This is a genomic window from Rhizobium sp. BR 317 (genome assembly GCF_047445835.1).
Lineage (GTDB): Bacteria > Pseudomonadota > Alphaproteobacteria > Rhizobiales > Rhizobiaceae > Rhizobium > Rhizobium paranaense.
Genome location: NZ_JARWLB010000004.1, coordinates 281,269 through 304,698 on the forward strand (window position 1 = coordinate 281,269; position 23,430 = coordinate 304,698).

At 60.3% G+C, this 23,430-nt stretch carries 22 protein-coding genes; 14 read left to right on the plus strand and 8 right to left on the minus strand.

The genetic code is table 11. The features are described from left to right. Positions 1-289 precede the first annotated feature (289 nt). Positions 290-1,198: an RNA polymerase sigma factor RpoH gene (gene rpoH, locus QD357_RS08770; RefSeq protein ID WP_107108984.1), complete on the plus strand. Its 909-nt coding sequence runs from the start codon at positions 290-292 to the stop codon at positions 1,196-1,198. Positions 1,199-1,282: 84 nt separating this feature from the next. Here rpoH and QD357_RS08775 read toward each other — a convergent pair whose 3' ends face one another. The 4 genes from QD357_RS08775 to QD357_RS08790 form a co-directional block, all read right to left on the minus strand. Then, complete coding sequence (locus QD357_RS08775) at positions 1,283-3,670, minus strand: hypothetical protein (protein WP_414124136.1); 2,388 nt, start codon at positions 3,668-3,670, stop codon at positions 1,283-1,285. Positions 3,671-3,731: 61 nt separating this feature from the next. Further along, positions 3,732-5,027 carry an adenylosuccinate synthase gene (locus QD357_RS08780; protein WP_107108986.1) on the minus strand — a complete coding sequence of 432 codons (1,296 nt, stop codon included), beginning with the start codon at positions 5,025-5,027 and terminating at the stop codon, positions 3,732-3,734. Between the two features lie 226 nt (positions 5,028-5,253). After that, the gene (locus tag QD357_RS08785) at positions 5,254-6,108 is read right to left on the minus strand and encodes a GNAT family N-acetyltransferase (protein WP_107108987.1); all 855 of its coding nucleotides are present in this window, start codon (positions 6,106-6,108) and stop codon (positions 5,254-5,256) included. Between the two features lie 115 nt (positions 6,109-6,223). After that, positions 6,224-7,522 carry an amidohydrolase family protein gene (locus QD357_RS08790; protein WP_107108988.1) on the minus strand — a complete coding sequence of 433 codons (1,299 nt, stop codon included), beginning with the start codon at positions 7,520-7,522 and terminating at the stop codon, positions 6,224-6,226. Between the two features lie 188 nt (positions 7,523-7,710). Between QD357_RS08790 and QD357_RS08795 the strand changes: the two genes are divergently transcribed. From QD357_RS08795 to QD357_RS08805, 3 genes are all read left to right on the plus strand, one after another. Continuing rightward, positions 7,711-8,811, plus strand: coding sequence for an RDD family protein (locus QD357_RS08795; RefSeq protein ID WP_107108989.1), 1,101 nt, complete (start codon positions 7,711-7,713; stop codon positions 8,809-8,811). 117 nt (positions 8,812-8,928) lie between these two features. Then, complete coding sequence (locus QD357_RS08800) at positions 8,929-10,251, plus strand: UDP-glucose dehydrogenase family protein (RefSeq protein ID WP_107108990.1); 1,323 nt, start codon at positions 8,929-8,931, stop codon at positions 10,249-10,251. A gap of 14 nt (positions 10,252-10,265) precedes the next feature. After that, a complete protein-coding gene (locus tag QD357_RS08805) occupies positions 10,266-11,270 on the plus strand; it encodes an NAD-dependent epimerase (protein WP_107108991.1) in 1,005 nt (334 codons plus the stop codon). Between the two features lie 151 nt (positions 11,271-11,421). Here QD357_RS08805 and QD357_RS08810 read toward each other — a convergent pair whose 3' ends face one another. Beyond that, entirely contained in the window at positions 11,422-11,880 is a 459-nt protein-coding gene (locus QD357_RS08810; RefSeq protein WP_414124137.1) for an Lrp/AsnC family transcriptional regulator, read from the minus strand. A gap of 248 nt (positions 11,881-12,128) precedes the next feature. Between QD357_RS08810 and QD357_RS08815 the strand changes: the two genes are divergently transcribed. The 3 genes from QD357_RS08815 to QD357_RS08825 are packed head-to-tail and all read left to right on the plus strand — an operon-like array spanning position 12,129 to position 13,879. Further along, complete coding sequence (locus QD357_RS08815; protein ID WP_107108993.1) at positions 12,129-12,767, plus strand: AzlC family ABC transporter permease; 639 nt, start codon at positions 12,129-12,131, stop codon at positions 12,765-12,767. Next, a complete protein-coding gene (locus QD357_RS08820) occupies positions 12,760-13,059 on the plus strand; it encodes an AzlD family protein (protein ID WP_107108994.1) in 300 nt (99 codons plus the stop codon). The genes QD357_RS08815 and QD357_RS08820 overlap by 8 nt, the downstream gene beginning before the upstream one ends. Positions 13,060-13,087: 28 nt before the next feature. Next, on the plus strand, positions 13,088-13,879 hold the full coding sequence (locus tag QD357_RS08825) for an alpha/beta fold hydrolase (RefSeq protein WP_107108995.1): 792 nt from the start codon (positions 13,088-13,090) through the stop codon (positions 13,877-13,879). On the opposite strand, the gene QD357_RS08830 is transcribed toward QD357_RS08825, so the two are convergent. Continuing rightward, on the minus strand, positions 13,855-14,394 hold the full coding sequence (locus QD357_RS08830) for a flavin reductase (RefSeq protein ID WP_107108996.1): 540 nt from the start codon (positions 14,392-14,394) through the stop codon (positions 13,855-13,857). The two genes, QD357_RS08825 and QD357_RS08830, sit on opposite strands and share 25 nt — an antisense overlap. 327 nt (positions 14,395-14,721) lie before the next feature. Between QD357_RS08830 and QD357_RS08835 the strand changes: the two genes are divergently transcribed. After that, positions 14,722-15,519: a creatininase family protein gene (locus tag QD357_RS08835; RefSeq protein ID WP_107108997.1), complete on the plus strand. Its 798-nt coding sequence runs from the start codon at positions 14,722-14,724 to the stop codon at positions 15,517-15,519. On the opposite strand, the gene QD357_RS08840 is transcribed toward QD357_RS08835, so the two are convergent. Next, a complete protein-coding gene (locus QD357_RS08840; RefSeq protein WP_107109439.1) occupies positions 15,507-16,475 on the minus strand; it encodes a LysR substrate-binding domain-containing protein in 969 nt (322 codons plus the stop codon). The two genes, QD357_RS08835 and QD357_RS08840, sit on opposite strands and share 13 nt — an antisense overlap. 184 nt (positions 16,476-16,659) lie before the next feature. On the opposite strand from QD357_RS08840, the gene QD357_RS08845 reads away from it, so the two are divergent. From QD357_RS08845 to QD357_RS08870, 6 genes are all read left to right on the plus strand, one after another. Then, positions 16,660-17,676 carry an ABC transporter substrate-binding protein gene (locus QD357_RS08845; protein WP_107108998.1) on the plus strand — a complete coding sequence of 339 codons (1,017 nt, stop codon included), beginning with the start codon at positions 16,660-16,662 and terminating at the stop codon, positions 17,674-17,676. Positions 17,677-17,911: 235 nt separating this feature from the next. Further along, positions 17,912-18,721 (plus strand): ABC transporter ATP-binding protein, encoded by an 810-nt coding sequence (locus tag QD357_RS08850; protein WP_107108999.1) that lies wholly within the window; start codon positions 17,912-17,914, stop codon positions 18,719-18,721. Between the two features lie 14 nt (positions 18,722-18,735). After that, on the plus strand, positions 18,736-19,596 hold the full coding sequence (locus QD357_RS08855) for an ABC transporter permease (protein WP_245407497.1): 861 nt from the start codon (positions 18,736-18,738) through the stop codon (positions 19,594-19,596). Further along, a complete protein-coding gene (locus QD357_RS08860) occupies positions 19,596-20,909 on the plus strand; it encodes a cytosine deaminase (RefSeq protein ID WP_107109000.1) in 1,314 nt (437 codons plus the stop codon). The genes QD357_RS08855 and QD357_RS08860 overlap by 1 nt, the downstream gene beginning before the upstream one ends. A 1-nt stretch (position 20,910) precedes the next feature. Next, positions 20,911-22,320 carry an FAD-binding oxidoreductase gene (locus tag QD357_RS08865; RefSeq protein WP_107109001.1) on the plus strand — a complete coding sequence of 470 codons (1,410 nt, stop codon included), beginning with the start codon at positions 20,911-20,913 and terminating at the stop codon, positions 22,318-22,320. Further along, positions 22,317-22,898, plus strand: coding sequence for an NAD(P)H-dependent oxidoreductase (locus QD357_RS08870; protein WP_107109002.1), 582 nt, complete (start codon positions 22,317-22,319; stop codon positions 22,896-22,898). Before QD357_RS08865 ends, QD357_RS08870 begins: the two co-directional genes overlap by 4 nt. An 85-nt stretch (positions 22,899-22,983) precedes the next feature. Here QD357_RS08870 and QD357_RS08875 read toward each other — a convergent pair whose 3' ends face one another. Further along, positions 22,984-23,373: a RidA family protein gene (locus QD357_RS08875; RefSeq protein WP_107109441.1), complete on the minus strand. Its 390-nt coding sequence runs from the start codon at positions 23,371-23,373 to the stop codon at positions 22,984-22,986. Between the last annotated feature and the right edge of the window lie 57 nt (positions 23,374-23,430).

Below are 23,430 nucleotides of genomic sequence, written 5' to 3' on the forward strand. Positions count from 1 at the left end.
ACGTGCCCTCAGCTACCCAAAGGCAACGCATTTTGGGGACTGAAGCGGCAAAATCTCACAGGACCGGAGCGTTCGGGAAGATAGTCTCAGAGATAAACGTTACGGCGGGCATAGCTGTCGCGCCGGGGTAACTCTTGCGTGACTACGTTCTTGAATCACTGTTTTGCCGTACTTATCTACACGTTGGTTTAGTGCGGGGTCTTCACGACCTGCACGCCTTGGTCTGCTTCGCAAAGGGCGCGCAATACGTCTCCAGAAGGGGCCAGATCTCGAATAGGAGGGTGCATTCATGACCCGTAATACCTTGCCGTCCATTACCGCCGGTGAAGCCGGCCTCAACCGCTATCTCGACGAGATTCGCAAGTTCCCGATGTTGGAGCCGCAGGAAGAGTACATGCTCGCCAAGCGCTACGCGGAACATGCAGACCGTCAGGCTGCGCATAAGCTCGTCACAAGCCATCTGCGCCTCGTGGCGAAGATTGCCATGGGATATCGCGGCTACGGCCTGCCGATCGGCGAGGTCGTGTCGGAAGGCAATGTCGGCCTGATGCAGGCCGTGAAGAAGTTTGACCCGGAACGTGGCTTCCGCCTGGCAACCTATGCCATGTGGTGGATCAAGGCCTCGATCCAGGAATATATCCTGCGTTCGTGGTCGCTGGTGAAGATGGGCACGACCGCCAATCAGAAGCGTCTGTTCTTCAACCTGCGCCGCCTGAAGGGCCGCATCCAGGCCATCGATGACGGCGATTTGAAGCCGGAACATGTTACGGAGATCGCCACGAAGCTGAAGGTCTCCGAGGAGGAGGTCGTTTCGATGAACCGCCGCCTCTCGGGCGACGCATCGCTGAACGCGCCGATCAAGGCCGCCGAGGGCGATTCCGGCCAGTGGCAGGATTGGCTTGTCGATGATCACGACAGTCAGGAAGACGTGCTGATCGAGCAGGACGAGCTTGATACGCGCCGCCGCATGCTGGCACGCGCCATGAGCGTCTTGAACGACCGCGAACGCCGCATCTTCGAGGCTCGCCGTCTCGCAGAAGACCCTGTGACGCTGGAAGACCTCTCGGCCGAGTTCGATATCAGCCGCGAGCGCGTCCGCCAGATCGAAGTCCGCGCCTTCGAAAAGGTGCAGGAAGCCGTGCAGAAGGACGCGCTGGAACGCGCAAAGGCATTGCGTGTGGTCGAAGCCACCGCATAGTGCTTCCGGTTATTACCGAATGAATTCAACAAAAAGGCGGACCGCAAGGCCCGCCTTTTTTTGATTCCGGCAGTTTGAGACCGCTTACTGGCCGCTCGAAGCGACGCCGCCAAGCGCCTGCCACTCGGCGATCGCCTTGTTGAAGGCGTCTGTACCGCTCGGCCCCTTCTCCATGGTCAGCAATGCGCGACGGCCATTGCGATAGACCACGGGAATATCCATCCAGTTGCGGGTTTTCAGGAGGTCGAGATTGGTCTTGCGCGCATCCGGAAAATCGTTGAGCGCGACCATATAGACGTCGTCGGTCACCTTGGCCGGCACAGCGACTAGGGAGTCGCCACGATCCTGCTCCGTCGACTTGAGCGCAATGCGTTGCACGCTGTCGATGGCGCCGCCTTCGAAATTCGGCGGAACCTGGAAAGCGAGCTCAACCAGATGGCTTGCCGGCAAAGAGGCATCGGTATTGCGCGACACTGTAATTGTCGCCGTCAGGCCGCGCTCGGGCACATTGATGAGGCCCTGGACGGACGGTTCCGGCCGGCCATCCTCACCCTTGCCTTCCTGCAGAGACCAGGTGACCGTGCCTTCGAAAGCCGTGGGCGACGTCTGGCCGAGACGCTCCTCATAGAGGAACACCTTCTGCCCATCCGTTACCGGCGCCGTCTGCTGTTGGGTCGCTGGCTGCTGCTGTTGGGTGGCAGGCGGATGCTGGGCAGGAGCCGATGCCTGCCGGTCGGTCGACGGCGGTGTCGTGGTCGGCGCGGTCGCGGCAGGAGCCTGCGCGGCATTCGCATTGTTGGCGGGTGCGGTTGCCCCTCTTGTCGGAGCAGCAGCGGCCACATTCTGTTCGGCCACGGACTTGCCTTCAGCGACACCCGGCTGTCCGCCCGCTGCCGGGCCTTCATCCTCTTCCGCGCCGTTCGCCATCAGGCGCTGCGTGAACTTGGAGTTGACCGTGTTGGCGTCGTTGTCGAGCGAGGCGACATTGGTGTTGCCGGCCGCCGGCTGCTGCGTGGCGGCGTTGTTTTGCGCCGGAGCAGTCGCGCCCGGCGCGGAAGCGGCAGGCGCATTCGTGGCCGGAGCGGTCGTATTGTTGTTCTTGGCCGTCTCGGTGGCGGGAGTGGTCGCAGTCTTCGGCGCCGAACTGATGAGGTCGGCGACCATCTTGTTGAGCGCTTCGCGGTTCCGCCAGGCGGCATAGCCGCCGCCGGCGACGATCGCGAGACCGACCAGTGTCAGGATAATACCGGTCACACCGAAGCGGCGGCGCTTCGGCTCCATGCGGAAGCTCTTGCCCTGCAGCTTCGATGCCATGGCCCGGCTGAGATCCGGCGGAACGGCAGGACCGCCGCCACGGTCTCCCTCGGCGAATTTGTTGAAGCCGGCGAGCTCCTTGAGCTCGCGCCATCCATCTTCGGCCGCATCATTCTTCGGCGTTGCCTTGGGCGAGGAATGCACATCGGCGAAGAGATCGACATCGTCAAAAGCGTTGTCCGGCATCTGCCGGCCAGGCTGCGCCGGCTTGACGGCTGGCGCCGGCACCGATTGCAGCTCCTCGAAAACATCTGCATCCCAGGCAAAGGCCTTGTCGCTCGCCGGTGCTTTCGCCGTGGGGGCCGGCTCTACCGGATGGCCGAAGACGGCCGGGGCAAAGGCGGCAGCGGGCATGACGGCTGCCGTCACCGGCTCGGATTCAGCCCGCTTTGCCGGCGCATCGACCTCGGCCCAAATCTCCTCGACCTGGCTCATAACATTATCGGCTGGCGCCTGATGAACAGCATGCGTCTGCGGAGCGACATATTCGGGCTCGGCGGCAACCGCCGGCACCTCCTCCGCATAATGCTCCGGCTCTTCCTGATGCACATGCTCTTCGACAGGCTCCGCATAGGCCTCGTCGTGATGAACAGCCGCGGGTGCCTGCTCCTGCGGCGCGTCGACCCATTCCTCTACCGGCTGATGCTCCTCCGCGGCCTGATGCTGAGCATGCACGGGCTCCTCATAGACGGGCTCCTCGTAAGCAGGCTCTTGATGGACTGGCTCTTGGTAGGCGGGTTCCTCGTGTACCGGCTCTTCATATACCGGCTCTTCGTGCAAGGGCTCGGAAGCGGCAGGCTCCTCATGCGCGTGAGCCTCCTGATGGGCCGGCTCCGGTTCCTCGGCATGGTGTTCCTGCGCAAGATGATGCTCTTCAGCGGGCTCATGTTGCGGCTCCTCCTGCACCGAAGGCGCTTCCGCTACCGGCTCTTCAGCCAGCGGCAACGCCTCCGCATGCTCAGCTTCTACCTCGACGATCGCGGCTTCCAGCTTGTCGAGCTGACGGCGCAGCATCTCCTCCGGCGGGCGCGGCTTCATGCTCTCAAGCTGCCGCTGAACGGCACCACGAGCCCGCTCGTAAACCTTGACCCGCATCTCGGGAGTGTTTTCGGCCAGGCCGTCAACGGCCCGGCGAATGACTGCTACAAAATCCGCCATCAGTACTTTCTCATGATGCCCGGCACGTGGCTGAACCGGGATTCGTCATTGATCCGCGACATTAGCCCTCAAAGGGATCGGTCACAAGTATGGTGTCTTCGCGCTCCGGGCTGGTCGAAAGCAGCGCGACAGGTGCGCCGATCAGCTCTTCGACCTGCCGGACATACTTGATCGCCTGTGCCGGCAGATCAGCCCATTTGCGCGCGCCGACAGTCGATTCCTTCCAGCCTTCGAGCGTGATGTAGATCGGCTCGACGCGGGCTTGCGCCGCCTGGCTCGCCGGCAGGTAGTCGATCTCATTACCGTCGAGCTTGTAGCCAACGCAGATCTTCAGCTCGTCAAGACCGTCGAGCACGTCGAGCTTGGTCAGCGCAATGCCGGTAATGCCGGAGGTCTTCACGGTCTGGCGAACCAGCACGGCATCGAACCAGCCGCAACGGCGCGGGCGACCGGTGTTGACACCGACCTCGCGGCCGACCGTCGACAGATGCCGGCCGATCTCGTCATGCAGTTCGCACGGAAAAGGTCCTTCGCCGACGCGCGTCGTATAGGCCTTGGTGATGCCCAGCACATAGCCGAGCGCCGTCGGCCCGAGGCCGGAACCGGCGGCTGCCTGCCCAGCCACGGTATTCGACGAGGTCACGAAGGGATAGGTGCCGTGGTCATTGTCGAGCAGAGCGCCTTGGGCTCCTTCGAAGAGGATACGCGCGCCTGCCTTGCGCTGCTCGTCGAGCAGCCGCCAGACCTGGTCGATATAAGGAAGAATGTCTTCGGCGACGGAGGTGAGTTCCTCGTGCAGGGCATCGAAGGAAATTTCGTCCAGGCCCATGCCGCGGCGCAGCGCGTTGTGATGCGTCAGCAGCCGATCGATCTTGGCCGGCAGCGTTTCCGGTTCAGCAAGATCGATAACGCGGATGGCACGGCGGCCGACCTTGTCTTCATAGGCCGGGCCGATGCCGCGGCGCGTCGTGCCGATCTTCGTGCCGCTGTTGGAGGCCGCATCTTCGCGCAGGGCATCGAGGTCACGATGCAGCGACAGAATCAGCGGAGCGTTTTCGGCGATGCGCAGTACGTCAGGCGTCACCGCAATGCCCTGAGCGCGCAGCTTTTCGACTTCGGCGACGAAATGATGGGGATCGACGACGACGCCATTGCCGATGACGCTCAGCTTGCCGCGAACGAGGCCCGAGGGCAGCAGCGCGAGCTTATAGCTGATACCGTCGACAACCAGCGTATGACCGGCATTGTGCCCGCCCTGAAAGCGCACAATCACATCGGCACGTTCCGAAAGCCAGTCGACAATCTTGCCCTTGCCTTCGTCACCCCATTGCGAACCGATCACAACTACGTTCGTCATTTCTCCATTCCCGCTTCCTGCGCGCAGAGGCGCGCCTTGCTCAAACCCGCGCATCTATAAAACTTTGTTTTTGGGAAAGCGACCCTGTTGTCTCAGGAGATTCGGCTTTTTACGTGACGAATCAGCGCGCCCAACAGGATTTTTCCCATCGGTGCGCGTTCACCTGCAAAATATTGGTGCTCGGCCAGGCAGCAGAATCAATCGTCTGGCCGCCAAAGAGCGACGTTTAGCCGAGTTCCAGCGTGGTCACGGCAAAGACCCGGTCAAGTGTGGTTTTGGGTGCTGCACCACGATACATTCGTGCCGTCTCGAACACCGGCGACAGCCCGAAGGCTTCGGCAAGCTCTATCGCTTCGGCATTGTCTGCAGGCACATCCAGATAGACAGGCCGCCCCTTCGCCTCGGGCACCAGCTTGGCCAGCAAATCCAGCGCCACATCGGAACTGTTCGCAAACAGCGGGCCGACCTTGTATCCCTCGAAACAGCGCCTAATCGTGCCGTAGCCCCGGATTTTGCTGCCGCTGCCGACCATGACGGATTTTCGTTTTTCCGGCGCGCCGCACCAGGCCGTGATGAAGGAATAACGCAGCCCCGGGAAAATGGCGGCATCATACCTGAGCAAGCCTTCGAGCTTGTCCTGCGTGACCGGACCGACATCCGCACTCGCTCCGCCTTTATCAGGCATTTTCGGGATGCCGCCATAGCGCAGGGTGCGATAGGCCGTCTCAAAGCCGTGGCGACGGTAATTTTCTTGCTGTGCGACGACGCCGTCGAGACCGATGGTACGATGGCCCGCGAACGCCATGCCCTTCTTCCATAGCGCCTTGCCGTAACCCTTGCCGCGAAATTCGGGATGGACCATGTAGAGGCCGAGAAAGGCGAAGCTTTCGCCATAACGCACAACGGAAATGCAGCCGACCGGCACTTCACCGATCGTACCCATAAAGAAGCCGGCAGGATCCGCCTCCCAAAAGGCAAGGGCATCATCGACACCGGGATTCCATCCCTCTTGCCGCGCCCATTCGAGAGCGAGCTCCAATTCCCCAGCCCGCATTGTACGCACGGCAAAAGTTGACTTCATAAACCAGCCCTGAATCGCCCCCTGGGCATCGTCCCCGCCTGAACGATTATGCCCAATTCATCATGCTGCAACGCGATAACAATCACAAGCAATATGCGATGATATGCCTAACTGGTTAAATTCTTGGTGGCATTGGCGCGTAGGCAGCCGGATCGACCGATAGCGGCCGACCCTCGAGCGATAGGCTTGCGATCCGCGCCGGCGTCTCGCTGATCACCTTGCCGCGCCGGACGACAAAGAGCCTCGTGGCGCGCATGCGAACGGCTTCGATCGGATCCCGAGCCTGCAGCACGACGAGATCGCCGGTGCAGCCGACTTCGAGCCCATAACCGTCGAGACCCATCACTTTGGCCGGATTGACGGTGACCGCGTCGAAACAGAACCGCATCGCTTCGCGCGACGTCAACTGACCGACGTGCAGCCCCATATGGGCGACATCCAGCATGTCGGCGCCGCCGAGCGAATACCAAGGGTCCATGCAGCAATCCTGGCCGAAGGCGATATTGATGCCGAATTCGCGCATCTCCTTGACCCGGGTCAGTCCGCGCCGCTTTGGATAGGTGTCATGCCGCCCCTGTAGCACGATGTTGATCAGCGGATTGGGGATCGCATGCACGCCTGCCTCCGCAATCAGAGGCAGGAGTTTGGAGACATAATAATTGTCCATCGAATGCATCGAGGTCAGGTGCGAGCCGGCCACCCTGCCTTGAAGCCCGAGCCGTATCGTTTCGGCGGCCAGCGTCTCGATGTGACGCGACAGCGGATCGTCGGTCTCATCGCAATGCATATCAACCCTCAGACCGCGCTTTTCAGCGATCTCGCAGAGCGCACGCACGGAACGCGCGCCGTCCTCCATCGTCCGCTCGAAATGCGGAATGCCGCCGACGATATCAACGCCAAGATCGAGGGCGCGCTCCAGATTCGCTGCCGCCGTCGGCGAGCGGTAATAGCCGTCCTGCGGGAAGGCGACGAGCTGCAGATCGAGATAGGGCGCGACTTTTCTTTTCACGTCCAGCAGCGCTTCGACGGCAAGCAACCGGTCGTCGCAGATATCGACATGGGTCCGCACGGCGAGCAGCCCCTGCGACACCGCAAGATCGCAATAGCGCAATGCCCGCTCTGCCACCGCCTCATGCGTCAACAGCGGCTTCAACTCACCCCAGAGCGCGATACCCTCCAGCAGCGTGCCCGACATATTCAGCCGCGGTAGGCCAAGCGACAGCGTCGCATCCATATGGAAATGGCAATCGATGAACGGCGGCGAAACCAGTTGCCCGCCGGCATCGATCACACGCTCCACCTCTCCCTCCAAGCCCGGCTGCACAGCCACGATCTTGCCGCCAGCAATAGCGATATCCTGACCCTCACGGCCATCGGGAAGGCTGGCATTACGGACGATGAGATCGAATGACATCGGGAATTGCCTTTGGATTGAAGCGCGACAAGACGGATATGTAGTGCGAAACGGCGATGAAATGAACGGTTCGTACAGCGCCGGCACACGATGTCACAAGAATCGAGGTGCAGACAGTGAGTTGACTCGATTCGCTCTTTCCGCAACTTTCTCTCGAGAATCAGTAAATACAAGCATATGTGGAAATCATGGTCGAATCAGCCCACACGGCGACCACTGTCAATTCTGTTCCCCCTTGGCAGCGGTGGGGTGCGCGAATGATCGATTTTTCGCTCCTTTATCTGCCATCGAATTATCTCGCGGAACTGCTCTTTTCACGCCTTTTCCCATCAGCTTATCTTCAAATGGCACTGCCGGACGCGCGCATTGTCGCAATATACCTTGCTCCCGGCATGCTGTGGTATCTCCTTCCTCTTGTTATGGTTGCGCTTCTTATTACGTCCGTCGTTCTGGCGCTGGTAATGGCCGTATTCGGAGCAACGCCTGGAAAGGCGATCTTTGGTATCAAAGTCCGGCCATTGAACGGCAACGGCACATTCCGTTTCCATTTGCGCAGAGAGCTGGCCGTTTTTGCCGCCGGCTTCGGATGTGGCTTTCCATTGATTTCCGCACTCACGATGGTCGTGCAAAGACAGCGCGTCGCTCTCGGATTGCCCGCCAGCTATGACGAAGGTCGGGCCAGCATCACCGGTATGCGATTGACGCCGGTTCGCGAAGTCCTGGGTGCCATCGCTATCATAGCAACTGCAATCGGCGCGACGATGCTCACCGTAAGCGAGCGCGGAAATGCGCCGTGGCATCTGCAAACCTATGCCTGGCAAAACCCAGTAACGTCGAAAATCACTGCCATCAGCAGGATCTGGCAGGTCAAGAGCATACCGGCCGCGCCTCCGAATAGATATTACGAATTCCGCAGCAGTCGATCACTATTATCTATGGTTCAGTTTGGATATGAACGCTGGTCCGGCAACAATATCGACAACGCTTCCTATGCTGCCATATTGCAGCCGGTTGTGCAGCAACACTTCAAAGTCATCGACGATTGGAAGCCTGTAACCGTGGGTGGGATTTCCGCCCTGCGTATTCATGCCTCCGGCTTTGACGGGCTCTCAACCGCCATCGAGATTACCGTGGCGGTTCAAGGACGTGATTGCTGGCAAACAAGTGTCTACACGCGCGGCAAGGAAGTTGACGACACGACCGGCGCCACCGATCTTGCCGAGGCGTTATTTTCAACCATTGCAACCGACCAGAGCGAAATCTCTGCGCTCAACGTGACATCTCCGTGACGCGCGCCATCGCGTATAGGCGTCATCGGCGATCATGTGTATAAGCGACAACAACTGCCAATGAAGGGATTGCGCTGTAGCGTGCGCACCCATCGCTAGCAAAAGGATTGAAGTTTCATGCACGTCACGATGATCGGTTCGGGTTATGTGGGTCTTGTGTCCGGCGTCTGCTTTGCCGATTTCGGCCACAACGTGATTTGCGTCGATAAGGACGCCGGCAAGATCGAGGCGCTGCGAAGGGGTGAAATCCCGATCTTCGAGCCCGGCCTTGAACAATTGGTCGCCGACAACGTCCGCGCCGGCCGCCTTTCCTTCTCGACCGATGTCGAAACCAGCGTTGCCGCGAGCGACGTCGTCTTCATCGCCGTCGGCACGCCGTCGCGCCGTGGTGATGGCCACGCCGACCTCTCCTATGTCTATGCCGCCGCCCGCGAGATCGCCCAGCACATCAAGGGCTTTACCGTCATCGTCACCAAATCGACCGTGCCGGTCGGCACCGGCGACGAGGTCGAACGCATCATCCGCGAAACCAATCCGGATGCCGATGTCGCCGTCGTCTCCAATCCGGAATTCCTGCGCGAAGGCGCGGCGATTGAGGACTTCAAGCGCCCCGACCGCATCGTCATCGGCCTCAATGACGATCGCGCCCGTGGCGTCATGACCGAGGTCTACCGGCCGCTTTATCTCAACCAGGCGCCGCTGCTCTTCACCGCTCGTCGCACCTCGGAGCTGATCAAATACGCAGCGAATGCCTTCCTTGCCATGAAGATCACCTTCATCAACGAGATGGCCGATCTGTGCGAAAAAGTCGGCGCCAATGTGCAGGAAGTCTCGCGCGGCATCGGCCTTGATGGCCGCATCGGTTCAAAATTCCTGCATGCCGGCCCAGGCTATGGCGGCTCCTGCTTCCCCAAGGATACGCTGGCATTAGCCAAGACCGCGCAGGACTATGATAGCCCCGTGCGCCTGATCGAGACGACGATCTCGATCAACGACAGCCGCAAGCGCGCCATGGGCCGCAAGGTGATCGCGGCCATGGGCGGCGATATCAGGGGCAAGGCCATTGCTGTGCTCGGCCTGACCTTCAAGCCGAATACCGATGATATGCGCGACAGCCCGGCGATCTCGATCATCCAGGCGCTGCAGGATGCCGGCGCCGCTGTGACCGGCTACGATCCGGAAGGCATGGACAATGCCCGCCAGCTCATCGACAACATCGCCTATGCCGACGATGCCTACAGCGCAGCGCGCGACGCCGATGCGCTCGTCATCATTACGGAATGGAACCAGTTCCGCGCGCTCGACTTCGGCCGGCTGAAATCCGTCATGAAAGCCCCCGTCCTCGTGGACCTCAGAAACATCTATCGCCATGACGAGGTCACAAAGCACGGGTTTGCCTATACCAGCATCGGCAGACCCATGAATGGCGCCGAACTGTAAGCAAAGGCCGACGAATGCGTTATCTTATTACCGGAACCGCCGGGTTCATCGGGTTCCATCTCGCCAAGCGCCTGCTCGATGACGGGCATTTCGTGGTCGGCTTCGACGGCATGACGCCCTATTACGACGTCAGGCTCAAGGAAAAGCGCACCGCGATCCTCGCCCGCTCCAATGGCTTCAAGGCCGTGACGGGTATGCTGGAGGATAAGGCAGCCCTGGATCACGCTGCTGAACTGGCGGAACCTAACGTCATCGTCCATCTCGCCGCACAGGCCGGCGTGCGTTACAGCCTGGAAAACCCGCGATCCTACGTGGATTCCAACGTCACCGGCTCATTCAATGTGCTGGAACTGGCGAGAAGCCTCCAGCCGAAGCACCTGCTGCTGGCCTCCACCTCCTCCGTCTATGGCGCCAACGAGAAGATCCCCTTCGCGGAGAGTGACAAGGCCGACGAGCAGATGACGATCTATGCGGCGACGAAGAAGAGCATGGAGCTGATGGCGCATAGCTATGCCCATCTCTTTCGTATTCCGACCACCGCCTTCCGCTTCTTCACCGTCTACGGTCCCTGGGGCCGTCCCGACATGGCATTGTTCAAATTCGTCGACGCCATCAGGAACGACCGGCCGATCGAAATCTACGGCGAAGGCAAGATGAGCCGCGATTTCACCTATATCGACGATCTCATTGAGGGCATCGTCCGACTGATCGGTGTCGTGCCTTCGGAAGAAAATCGCATCGTTTCGGAGACCATCGGCGACACCTTGTCGAAACACGCGCCGTTCCGCGTCGTCAATATCGGCGGCGGTCAGCCGGTCGGGCTGATGAGCTTCGTCGAAACCATCGAGGCGATGCTCGGCAAGAAGGCGATCCACCACATGCTGCCAATGCAGCCCGGCGACGTGCACAATACCTATGCCGTTCCGGACCTGCTGGTAGCGCTGACCGGCTTCAAACCGCAGATCGAAGTCGAAGAAGGCGTGCGCCGTTTCGTCGAATGGTATCAGGAAAACTATTGAGCCGATGCCGCCATAGGCGGCCCCTAGAGCAATTTCAAGAAAAGTGCGTGAGCCCCTTTCCGCCCGGAATTGCGTGAAAACAAAGAGATAGAGCAGTTCAGCGATTTCCTGAAGCGCTGAACTGCTCTAGCCGGAAGCGGAGACAGCAGCATCAGATTGGCACTTGCCACGACTGCTTGATCTTCTGCATCGGAATTTCGGTCTTGATGTTTCTGACCCCTTTGATGCGGCCAAGGTGTTCCATCTGAAACCGCCTATATCCCTCCAGATCCGGGGCGACGACCCTGAGGAGGAAATCGCAGTCGCCTGCCATAAGGTGGCACTCGACCACCTGTGGAAGCTTTTCGGCCGCCTCATAGAAAGCGGTCGTCGTCTCTTCGTCCTGGCTGGAAAGCCATATCCGGACAAAAACGGTGAAGCCCATGTCGAGCTTTGCGGGGTCGAGGATGGCGACGTATTGCTTGATGATACCGGCCTCTTCCAACAACTTGACCCGCCTCAGGCATGGAGACGGAGACAGTCCGACCTTTGCAGCGAGCTCAGTGTTCTGGATTTTCCCATCCTGTTGCAGGACGCGGAGGATCGCGCGATCTAAGGAATCAAGTTTCATTGGAGTTTTCCACCCGAAAAGCACAGGATCATTGGCACAGCATGCCAATTTTTGAGGATTTCGGCCGTAAAACGCAACCAAGATCGCGAACGACTGCGCTATTGTCCCCCTCCTATGTCGCCCAAGGTGTCGGCAATTAGAAATGGGAAGGGGTTGGGCCGGTGACGGACTATGTTTCAGGTGATGTCAGCGTCCGATCGCAAGGACGCTCAGAGGGGTGGCGAGGCCTCAGGGATTCGACACCGGTGATGTTGGGCTTCGTGCCTTTTGCCCTGGTACTCGGCGCACGCGCAGCCGATAAAGGCTTCAGTCTTGGCGAAGTGCCCCTGATGACGGGATTGAACTTCGGGGGCGGATCGGAGTTCGCGGCTGTCGAACTTTGGACGTCGCCCCCGCATGTCCTCCTCATTGTCGCCATCACTTTTCTGGTCAACAGCCGCCACCTGCTGATGGGTGCGGCGCTCGCTCCCTTTATTCGGCATCTGTCGAAGAAAAAGGCGTTCGTAGCACTGTTCTTCATGTGCGATGAAAGCTGGGCAATAGGGCTCGCCGACGCAAAGAAGTCGAACACGACCTTGAGCCTCGGTTATTTCTTCGGCGTCGCCCTCGGCCTCTATTTCAGTTGGGTCATCTTCACGACGATAGGAGCATTCGTGGGCCCCGTTCTTGGCGATGTCACGCGCTATGGCTTTGACATGGCATTCCCGGCTGTATTTTTCGTGATGCTCGCCGGGATGTGGAAAGGCGCAAAGGCGGCGCTTCCCTGGCTGGTCAGCTTGCTCGTCGCTGCAACCACATACGCAGTGTTTCCTGGAGCTTGGTATGTTCCTGGCGGGGCGCTCTCCGGTGTACTCTCTGCATTCCTGCTGGCGCGAACCGATGTTTGATCCTTCATTTGTTATCGCCATCATCTGCATGGCAACGGTCACCTATCTGACGCGTATCGGAGGATACGTCTTCCTGCGCAACCGCACGCTAAGCCCCCGTTTGCGCACGGTCATGGAGAACGCCCCGGGTTGCGTATTGATCACGGTCATCGCGCCGGGCTTCGTCACCGGACGCCCCGCCGATCTCATCACCCTTGCGCTCACCATGTTGGCGGCGACCCGACTGCCCGTGCTTCCGACGGTGCTGATCTCGATCGCTTCGGCTGGTATCCTTCGCCACATGTTGGCGTGAATCCCCGCTCTTCAGGCAGGCTGGAAACATGACAGAGATCGTGGAAGCAGAGCACTGGATTGAGAGCCCCGCCGGGCGCCTCTATGCCAAGTCATGGGCACCACGCGATCTGAATTCCAAGGCGCCGATCATCCTGTTTCACGACTCTCTCGGATGCGTCGCGCTCTGGAGAGATTTCCCGCGTTTGCTCGCCCATTCTCTCGGGCGACGTGTGATCGCCTACGACAGATTGGGCTTTGGCCGCTCCGATGCTCGCATGGACATTTTGGAGCGAGACTTCATTGCCTTGGAAGCCGAGCGCGTCGTACCGCTCCTCTGCGAGCAATTGGCGCTTCGGGAATTTATCGCCTGCGGGCACAGCGTGGGCGGCGGCATGGCGGTGGAAACGGGAGCCAGGCTCGCCGGGTGCAATGCTGTGATCACCATCGCCGCCCAGGCTTTCGTGGAAGATAGGACGCTGCAAGGCATCAGGACCGCACAGCAGGAATTTGCGTCGGTCGACACCATTGCCCGGCTTGCCAAATATCATGGCGACAAAGCTGATTGGGTGCTGCGCGCTTGGACCGAAACCTGGCTTGCTCCGGATTTCGCCGAATGGAACCTCGATGCAGCACTTGAGAGACTGCCTTGTCCGGTAATCGCCATTCACGGCGACCGGGATGAATATGGTTCGCTTGCCCATCCACGTCGGATCGCGGCAGGGCGCGGATCATTCCATATTCTTCCAGACACCGGACATTCGCCACATCGCGAACGTCCAGCAGAGGTCATCAAGGTGATCGAAGACTTCCTGGCCTATTCGGCCAGCCCCGCCGGATGATAGGCCCGATCGAAATAGATAAGCCCCTGCCCGCCGCCGCGCTGGCGGATGGCATCGACTTCGCACATCAGAATATCGTGCGTGCCGCCATTGGCGCGATGCACGATGCGGCAATCGAACGAGACGAGCGCATCCTCCAACGCCGGCGAACCGGTGGATAGTTCCGACCATGCAGCCGCAGCGAAGCGCTCCGCCACCGGCGTCTTGCCGCCAAAGAGGCGCGACAGGTCCTGATGCCCCTCGGAAAGCACGTTAACGCAAAGCACGCCGTTTTCCGTAACGGCAGGGTGAACCGAAGCGGTGCGGTTGAGACAGACGAGCAGCGTCGGCGGGCTGTCGGAGACACTGCAGACGGCTGTTGCGGCAAAACCGGCAAGCCCCGCAGGTCCATTGGTCGTCACGATACTGACGGCCGCTGCCATCCGCGCCATGGCATTGCGGAACTCGGATTTGACCACATCTGGATCGGCAACAGGCACCGCCTTCTCGATCGCCACGGATGTTTTCATGTTCATTCCCATCATCCCCACCGTTTGTGCCGGACCCTGGCAAAATTAGAGGGTCGAGACGCTTGTCTCAAGCAACGATGTTTCTCAGAACCCACACCTGAAGAGCAATAAGTTTTCTATAAAATCTATATACAAAAAGAAAAAACAATTCCTGTCGACGTTTCGCGCATCTCCTCCCCTCATGCGCAAACGAGACGCTAACTCCGGGATTCGCAGCGGCCATCATCCGGGGTGCACACAAAAAGGCAGCGGCACGGCCACAAATTGATGCTTTCCCTAGCCATCACCCTTGCCGTATCCGTTATAAGAGAAAGCACATGAGAGGAAATGGCGATGGCGAAGCCCTTCTATTGGAACGAACTGACGACCTATGATTTCGCTGGCCTTTCGCCCGACACCACCATTGCCGTCCTGCCGATCGCCTCGACCGAACAGCACGGCCCGCATCTGCCGATCGCCACCGACGTGGCCATTGCCAACGGCATGCTGGCCGAACTGAAGGCGCAACGCCCTGACGATCTCGACTTCCTGGTGTTGCCGACCCAGGAAATCGGCAAGGCCAACGAACATATCTACGGCCCCGGCACGCTCTCCCTCAGCGCCGAGCTGCTGATCCCGGTCTGGACCGCGATCGGCGCCAAGGTTGCCGAGGCCGGCATCCGCAAGATGGTCATCGTCAATTCGCATGGCGGCAATCTCGACATCATGGGCATCGTCGCGCGCGAATTGCGCGTGCGCCATCAAATGGCGGTCGTCGCCACGCAATGGACGCGCTTCGGCACGCCGGACGGCATGATCAGCGACCATGAGCAGCGTTACGGCATCCATGGCGGCGACGTAGAAACCTCGCTGATGCTGCATTTCCGCCCCGAGCTGGTGCGAATGGACAAGGCCGAAAATTTCGTCTCCAAGGCGGAATGGATGAAGGAGCAGTCGAATTATCTGCAGCCGCTGCCGCCGCATTCGCTCGCCTGGATCGCCCACGATCTCAATTCCAACGGCGTCGTCGGCAATGCCGCCAACGGCACGGCGGAAAAGGGCGCGCTCATCTGCCGCCATCAGGTGCAGGGCTTCATTGAACTGCTGCGCGATCTCAGGGACTATCCCCTGTCGAACCTCTATTCGAAATAGGCGTCCGGCCGGCGGCGTTCCGGCACCATCAGGATGTGTCCCTTCGCCTGCAGTTCTTCCACCAGGCCGGCGAGTTCGGCAAGCAGATATTCCACGAACAAGCTAGTCGCCGCATCGAGCGGCGCTCGCGTGCGGGCAAAGAGTTTCATCGGCTGATGCCGCGAATGCGGCTCGGCGATCGGCCGGAACACCAGCTCGCCGCGCCGGCATTCGGCGATGACGTCGAGCGGGTTCAACAGCGTCAGCCCCGCCCCGCATTTGACCAGTTGCTTCAGCATTTCCGACGCGTTGCTTTCCAGCACCGGCTCGACCTGCACCGATAGCCGCGCCAGCGTCAGATTGATGATCTCGCGCAGGCTGGAGCCCGGCTGCGCCAGCACCAGCCGCTCCTCCACGACATCGGCGAGATTGATCGGCCCAGGCCCGATCAGAGGATGCCCCGGCGGCAGCACGACGCCGATCGGAATATCGAAATTGCCGAGCGAACGGATGCCCGGTGTCGCCGGAATGTTGAAGCCGAGGCCGACATCGACTTCGCCGGACAAGACGGGCGCCATGGTCGTGGAGCCGGCATCGTTGCGCAATTGAATGAAGACGCGCGGATGTTCGGACAGGAAACGCGCGATGATCTCCGGCAAGGGTCCGGAAGCAAGCCCGACCGTCGTGACGATCCTGACTTTGCCGGCCTGCTGCATCTTGAGACTGCGGATGCGCCCTTCCAGCCGCTCGTAGTTCTTCAGCACCTCGCGGATATGCTCGATGCAGAGCTCACCCGCCGCCGTCAATCTGAGCCCGCGCGGCAGTCGTTCGAATAGCGGCGCTCCCATCTCTTCTTCCAACGCCAGGATCTGCCTGTTGACCGCCGACGACGCCACATTGAGCCTCGCCGCCGCCTTGCGGATCGAGCCGCAGCGGGCAATCTCGTTGATATAAAGAAGTCGCCTCGAGTGCAGCATGCTCATCCCCATTGCATAAATTTTGCCCAGGCCGCACAATTTAGGCACGAGCGCGAGCTGAGATGCCTAAAAGGCATCAATGCGCACGAATTTTGATGCTTTTCAAAGCGCAACGCAATCGCTCAAATGCGGAAAATGGGCGTCAATCGCGGCGTCCCATGGCAGATAAGGGGAACAACCGGCCATGTCCAATGCATTGAAGACCAAAGCATTTCTCGCCGTCATGGGCTTGGTGGCCGCTGTCGCCGCCGCACAGCCGGCGAGCGCCCTCGACAAAGTGACGTACGGAACCAACTGGCTGGCGGAGGCCGAACACGGCGGCTTCTACCAGGCGATCGCCGACGGCACCTACAAAAAATACGGCCTGGATGTTGAAATCGTCCAGGGTGGCCCGAACGCCGCCAATCAGGCGCTGCTGATTTCCGACAAAATCGACTTCTACATGGGCAGCCCGCAGCAGGAAATTGATGCGGTCAAACAGGGCATTCCGATCGTCGACGTTGCCGCGATCTTTCAGAAGGACCCGCAGGTGCTGATCGCCCATCCGGACGCCGGCGTCGATAAGTTCGAAGATATTGCCAAGCTGCCGACGATTTTCCTCGGCAAGGACGGCTACGTTACTTTCTTCGAATGGATGAAGGCCAACTTCCCCGGCTTCAAGGACGAGCAATACAAGCCTTACAATTTCAGCCCGGCGCCGTTCCTCGCCGACAAGCAATCGGCGCAGCAGGGTTACCTGACCTCGGAACCCTATGAAATCCAGAAGCAGACCGGTTGGGAACCGAAGGTCTTCCTGCTCGCCGACAGCGGCTATTCGCCTTATTCGACGATGATCACCACGCAGACGTCGCTCGTTCAAAAGAACCCTGATCTCGTGCAGCGTTTCGTCAGCGCCTCGATCGAAGGCTGGTACAACTACCTCTATGGCGACAACAAAGCGGCCAACGATCTGATCAAGAAAGACAATCCCGATATGACGGATGGCCAGATCGCCTATTCTATCGCCAAGATGAAGGAATACGGCATTGTCGAATCCGGCGACGCGCTCGACAAGGGCATCGGCTGCATCACCGACGCGCACTACAAGAAATTCTTCGACGAGATGGTGCAGATCAAGATGTTCACCGCTGATACGGATTACAAGAAAGCATTCGATCCGCAGTTCGCCTGCAAAGGCGTCGGGATGAGCCTGAAGAAGTGACGGTCAAATAGAGCCCCTCACCCTAGCCCTCTCCCCACTCGCGGGGAGAGGGAACGACAGAGCCAAAGGCGCGACCGCCGAACGACAAGAGCTGCAACTGCCGCCACAGGCCATGGTGATTGAGATCGGCAGGCATGACGAGATAGTCCCCTCTCCCCGCCAGTGGGGAGAGGGTTAGGGTGAGGGGCAATTCTTGCTCTGAAGCCGATTGCTGACATCGACAGAGAGCCGAACGATGATCATACCCAATGCAACCGCTGCCCCCTCGACAGAAGCACGCAAGCGGCCACTCGTCGTCATGGACAAGGTATCGAAGATATTCTCCAACGGCACCCTGGCGCTGTCCGACATGTCGCTGACGGTGGAGAGCGGCGAGTTTATCAGCCTGCTCGGCCCCTCGGGCTGCGGCAAGTCGACGGCGCTGCGGATTATCGCGGGCCTCGGCGGAGCCTCCAGCGGTACGATCGACTGGCCGAGTTCGCGCATCAACTCCAAGGGCCTGCCGGAGGGCGATATCAGTTTCGTCTTCCAGGAGCCGACACTGCTGCCTTGGAAGACCGTCTTCGGCAATGTCCACCTGCCGCTGAAACTGCGCGGCATCTCCAAAGTGGCAGCCTATGACCAGATTATGGAAACACTGGCGACCGTCGGCCTGCAGGATTTCGCCGATGCCTATCCGCGTGAATTGTCCGGTGGCATGAAGATGCGCGTCTCCATCGCTCGCGCGCTGGTCACCAAGCCGAAGCTGCTGCTGATGGACGAACCCTTTGCAGCGCTCGACGAGATCACCCGCCAGAGGCTCAACGACGATGTGCTGCGGCTGTGGCAGTCGACCGGCATTACGGTGATCTTCGTCACCCATTCCGTCTATGAGTCAGCCTATCTCTCAAACCGCATCGTCGTGATGAAGGCGCGCCCTGGCCGTGTCCACACCGACTTTCCCCTAGACACCAGCGGCGAACGCGACCTGCTCTACCGGTCTTCCGAGGAATATCGTCAGGTTTGTGAAAAAGTGTCCCGTTCCCTGATCGAAGCCATTGGTTGACTGGAGGCCCATTGATGAGCAACAGCACCAGCCTACCCCTCTCTGCAGAGACGACCGATGCACCATCTGAACCCGCCCTGCGGGCCGGAAATGCCGAACGCTCCCTCAGCATTCTCGTCCCGCTGCTGACCGTCGTCGTCCTAATCCTCCTCTGGCAGCTTCTCGTCGTCGGCGCCGGCATTCCGCAATATATTCTGCCAAGCCCGCTCGCCGTCGCGAAAGCACTGGTGTCCGACTGGGGCATCCTCTCGCCAGCGCTTTGGGTGACGACGGAGATCACCTTCATCTCGCTGGCGCTGGCGCTGATCGGCGGTGTCGGCTTTGCGATTTTCCTCGTGCAATCGCGCTGGATCGAACTCGCCTTCTATCCGCTCGCCGTCATCCTGCAGGTAACGCCGATTGTCGCGATCGCGCCGTTGATCCTGATCTACGCGCCAACCCGCGAAGCCGCACTGTTGATCTGCGGTTTCCTCGTCGCCTTCTTCCCGATCCTCTCCAACATGGTGCAGGGACTGAAGAGCGTCGACCATAATCTCCTCAATCTCTTCGATCTCTATGGCGCCTCGCGCTGGCAGACGCTGTTGCATCTGAAGCTGCCGGCCGCCCAGCCCTATTTCATGACCGGCCTCAGGATCGGCGGCGGCCTGTCGCTGATCGCCTCCGTGGTCGCGGAATTCGCCGCCGGCTCCGGCGGCCCCAATTCCGGTCTCGCCTTCCGGCTGCTCGAAGCGCAGTATCGCCAGAACATGCCGCGCCTGTTCGCCGCCCTGCTGCTGCTCTCGGCGCTTGGCGTCGCCATCTTCGCCCTCACCTCCTTCATCTCATGGCTGAGCCTGCATCGCTGGCACGAAAGCAGCCTCAAGCGGGAAAACTGATGTCCTATTCCTTCATGTCCCCGCCGAACGCGGCGCGCTTCGTGCTGAGCAACGCCACCGTCCCCGCCGTGACGGCAGCCGGCTTCACCGGCCCATCAAGCGAAGGCTTGATAAAAGCCGATATCGTCGTTGCGGATGGCCTCATCAAGGATATTCTGCCGGTAGGCAGCGCGCCGGCTGAATTCGCCAAGGCCGATATGAGAGACGGCATGGTCTGGCCGACCTTCGCCGACATGCATACCCATATCGACAAGGGCCACATCTGGGAGCGCCGCGCCAATCCGGACGGCAGTTTCGTAGGCGCTCTCGACGCGGTACGCGCTGATCGCGAGGCCAACTGGTCGGCTGAGGATGTCAGGAAGCGCATGGAATTCTCGCTGCGCTCGGCCTATGCCCACGGCACCAGCCTGATCCGCACACACCTCGACTCACTCGCGCCTCAGCACCGCATTTCCTTCGAGGTATTCTCTGAGGTGCGCGAAGCCTGGAAAGACAAGATCGCGCTGCAAGCCGTCGCGCTCTTCCCGCTCGATGAGATGGCCGACGACGCCTTCTTCGCCGATCTCCTCATGGTCATCCGCGATGCCGGAGGCCTGATCGGCGGCGTCACGCAGATGAACCCCGATATCGATCGCCAGCTCGACAAACTGATCTGCGCCGCCATGGACAACGGCCTCGATATCGACCTGCATGTCGACGAAACAGAAGACAAACAGGTGCTGACGCTAAAGGCGATCGCCGAAGCGGTGCTGCGCAATGGCTTCACCGGCAAGGTCACCGCCGGCCATTGCTGCTCGCTCGCCCGCCAGGACGAGGATGTTGCCGCCGCCACGATCGATCTCGTCGCCAAAGCCCAGATCTCCGTCGTCTCCTTGCCGATGTGCAACATGTATCTGCAGGATCGCCATGCGCGCCGTACACCCCGTTGGCGCGGTGTCACCCTGCTGCATGAGCTGGCGGCCGCCGGCGTGCGGACGGCGGTTGCCTCAGACAATACACGCGACCCCTTCTACGCCTATGGCGATCTCGACTCCGTCGAGGTCTTCCGCGAGGCCGTCCGCATCCTGCACCTCGATCATCCGCTGGATACGGCCGCCCGGGTGATCACCACGTCGCCGGCCGATATTCTCGGCCGTCCCGATATCGGCCGTATCGCCGTGGGCGGCCCCGCCGATCTCGTCCTCTTCAGCGCCAGACGCTGGAGCGAATTCCTCTCTCGTCCGCAGTCCGACCGCGTCGTCCTTCGCAAGGGCAAGGTGATCGACCGCAGCCTGCCGGATTACCGCGAACTCGATACCGTTATTGGAGCCTGACATGCCGGATTATCAGCTCATCAAAAAAGAACTCGAAGGCATCGCCGTCGAAGACAATCCGGCGCTGGTGCGCCAGAAGAGCCGGGATTTCTACTGGTATTCGCCGATCCTGAAGGCGCAGCTCGACAATGTCACCGCCGATCTCGTCGTGACGCCGAAGACCGAGGAAGAGGTGATCCGCACGCTGAAGGTCGCCTATGCCCATGATGTGCCGGTCACCCCGCGCGGCGCCGGCACCGGCAATTACGGCCAGGCCATGCCGCTTTCCGGCGGCATCGTGCTAAACCTCGCGGGCATGAACAAGATCAAGGAAATCCATCCCGGCCGCGTCATCTGCGAACCCGGCATCGTCATCGCCGAGCTCGACCGCCAGACCAAGGCGCATTCCGGCCAGGAACTGCGCTTCCATCCCTCGACCGCGCAGACGGCGACGATCGGCGGCTTCATCGCCGGCGGCTCCGGCGGCGTCGGCTCGATCACCTGGGGCGGATTGCGCGATATCGGCAATATCCTGCGCCTGCGCGTCGTCACCATGGAGGCCGAGCCGCGTGTGCTTGACCTCACCGGCTGGGACCTGACCAAGGTCAGCCATGCCTACGGCACCAACGGCATCATCACTGAGATCGAAATGCCGCTCGCCCCGGCCTATGACTGGGTGGACGTGCTGGTCGGCTACGACGATTTCATGGACGCCGTGCGCTTCTCGGATGCGCTCGCCAAATGCAACGGCATCCTGGTCAAGGAAATCGCGCCGATCGCAGCGCCCATCCCCCATGACTATTTCTCTCGCCACAAGCCCTATATCCGTCAGGGCCAATCGATCGTGGCGCTGATGATCGCGCCGCATGCCGTGGACCCGTTCCTGGCCTTCACCAGCCAGCAAAAGGGCGAAATCACCTTCCGCTCCGACAAGGTCGAGAGCATGAAGGGCATTCCGCATGCCTATGAACTCGCCTGGAACCACACGACGCTGCGCGCCATCAAAGTCGACCCGAGCATCACCTATCTGCAAGTGCAGTATCCGAGTCCGGATCACGTCGCCAAGGTCCAGAAAATGGTCGAGATCTTCGGCGACGAAGTGCCCGGCCATCTCGAGTTCATCAGGTTCGACGGCGAGATCCAGTGCGCCGGCCTGCCGCTGGTGCGCTATACGTCGGAGGCGCGGCTGGAAGAGATCATTCGCATCCATCAGGATCACGGCTGCCCGATCTTCAATCCGCATCGCTATACGCTGGAGGAAGGCGGCATGAAGCAGACGGATACCGTCCAGCTCGCTTTCAAGAAGGAAACCGATCCGAAGGGCCTGCTGAACCCCGGCAAGATGATCGCCTGGGACAATCCCGACTTCGACTTCACGGCCGGCGAGAACTATCTCTTTCCTGGTCTTGCGGCGCTGATGGAGGCCTCATGAGGGTTCTCGTCCTCCATTCGCATCCCGTCGAAGAAAGTTTCGGCGCGGCGCTGCACCGGCAGACGATTGAGAGCCTGAAAGCGGCCGGCCATGAGGTCGACGACTGCAACCTCTATGCCGAGGGCTTCGACCCCGTACTCTCCCGCCACGACCGGATGATCTATCACGACTATCCGGAAAATACCGAGGCGGTGAAACCCTATGTCGAGCGCCTGCAATGGGCGGAAGCACTTGTTATCGTCACCCCGGTCTGGAATTTCGGCTTTCCAGCGATCCTGAAAGGCTATTTCGACCGCGTCTGGCTGCCGGGCGTCACCTTCGAACTGGTGAATGGCAAGGTGACCTCGAAGCTGCGGCATATCCGCAAGCTCGGGGCCGTGATGACCTATGGCGCCGATCCCTTCCGCGCCTTCATCGTCGGCAATCCGCCGAAGAAGATCATCAAGCGCATGCTCCGCGCCATGATCAAACCCTTCGCCCCCGTCGTCTTCCTCGCCCATTACGACATGAACCGCTCCACGGACGAGACGAGAAAGCGCTTTTTGGAGAGAGTGAAGCGGGAGATGGAGCGCTTTTAGCTGCCACCCATCGGTGAAATCACCTCGCCGCCGATCCCCATCCGCATCGAGTCCTAAGCCTAACCAACTGCTTGCTGCAGGTGTTTTACATCACCTTCGCCGCTGTCACCTCGACCTCGACCAGAAACTCCGGCCGCGTAAATCCGCCGACGATGATCAGCGTGGAGGCCGGCTTCGGATCGAGTATATAGCGGTCGCGCACGGCCATATAGGCAGGAAAATCCTCGCGTTTCGTGACGAAACCGGAAATGCGGATCACGTCGGAGAAGTCCATGCCGGCTTCATCGAGGATCACCTTGATCGCCTCGAAGCAGAGTTCCGCTTGGCTAGCGACATCTGGTGGAATGCTATCGTCGAGGGCAATGCCGAGCTGGCCTGATGTGACCAGCAGACTCGCGCCTGATGGCACCAGCAGGCCGTGATTATAGTTGCCGAAGGGGCGGCGAACGGAGGGCGGATTGAAAGTTTTCTTCATCGGCATCGTTTCCCATTGGTCGCGCCGATTTCAGCATTTCACCGGCAGCCGGGCAAG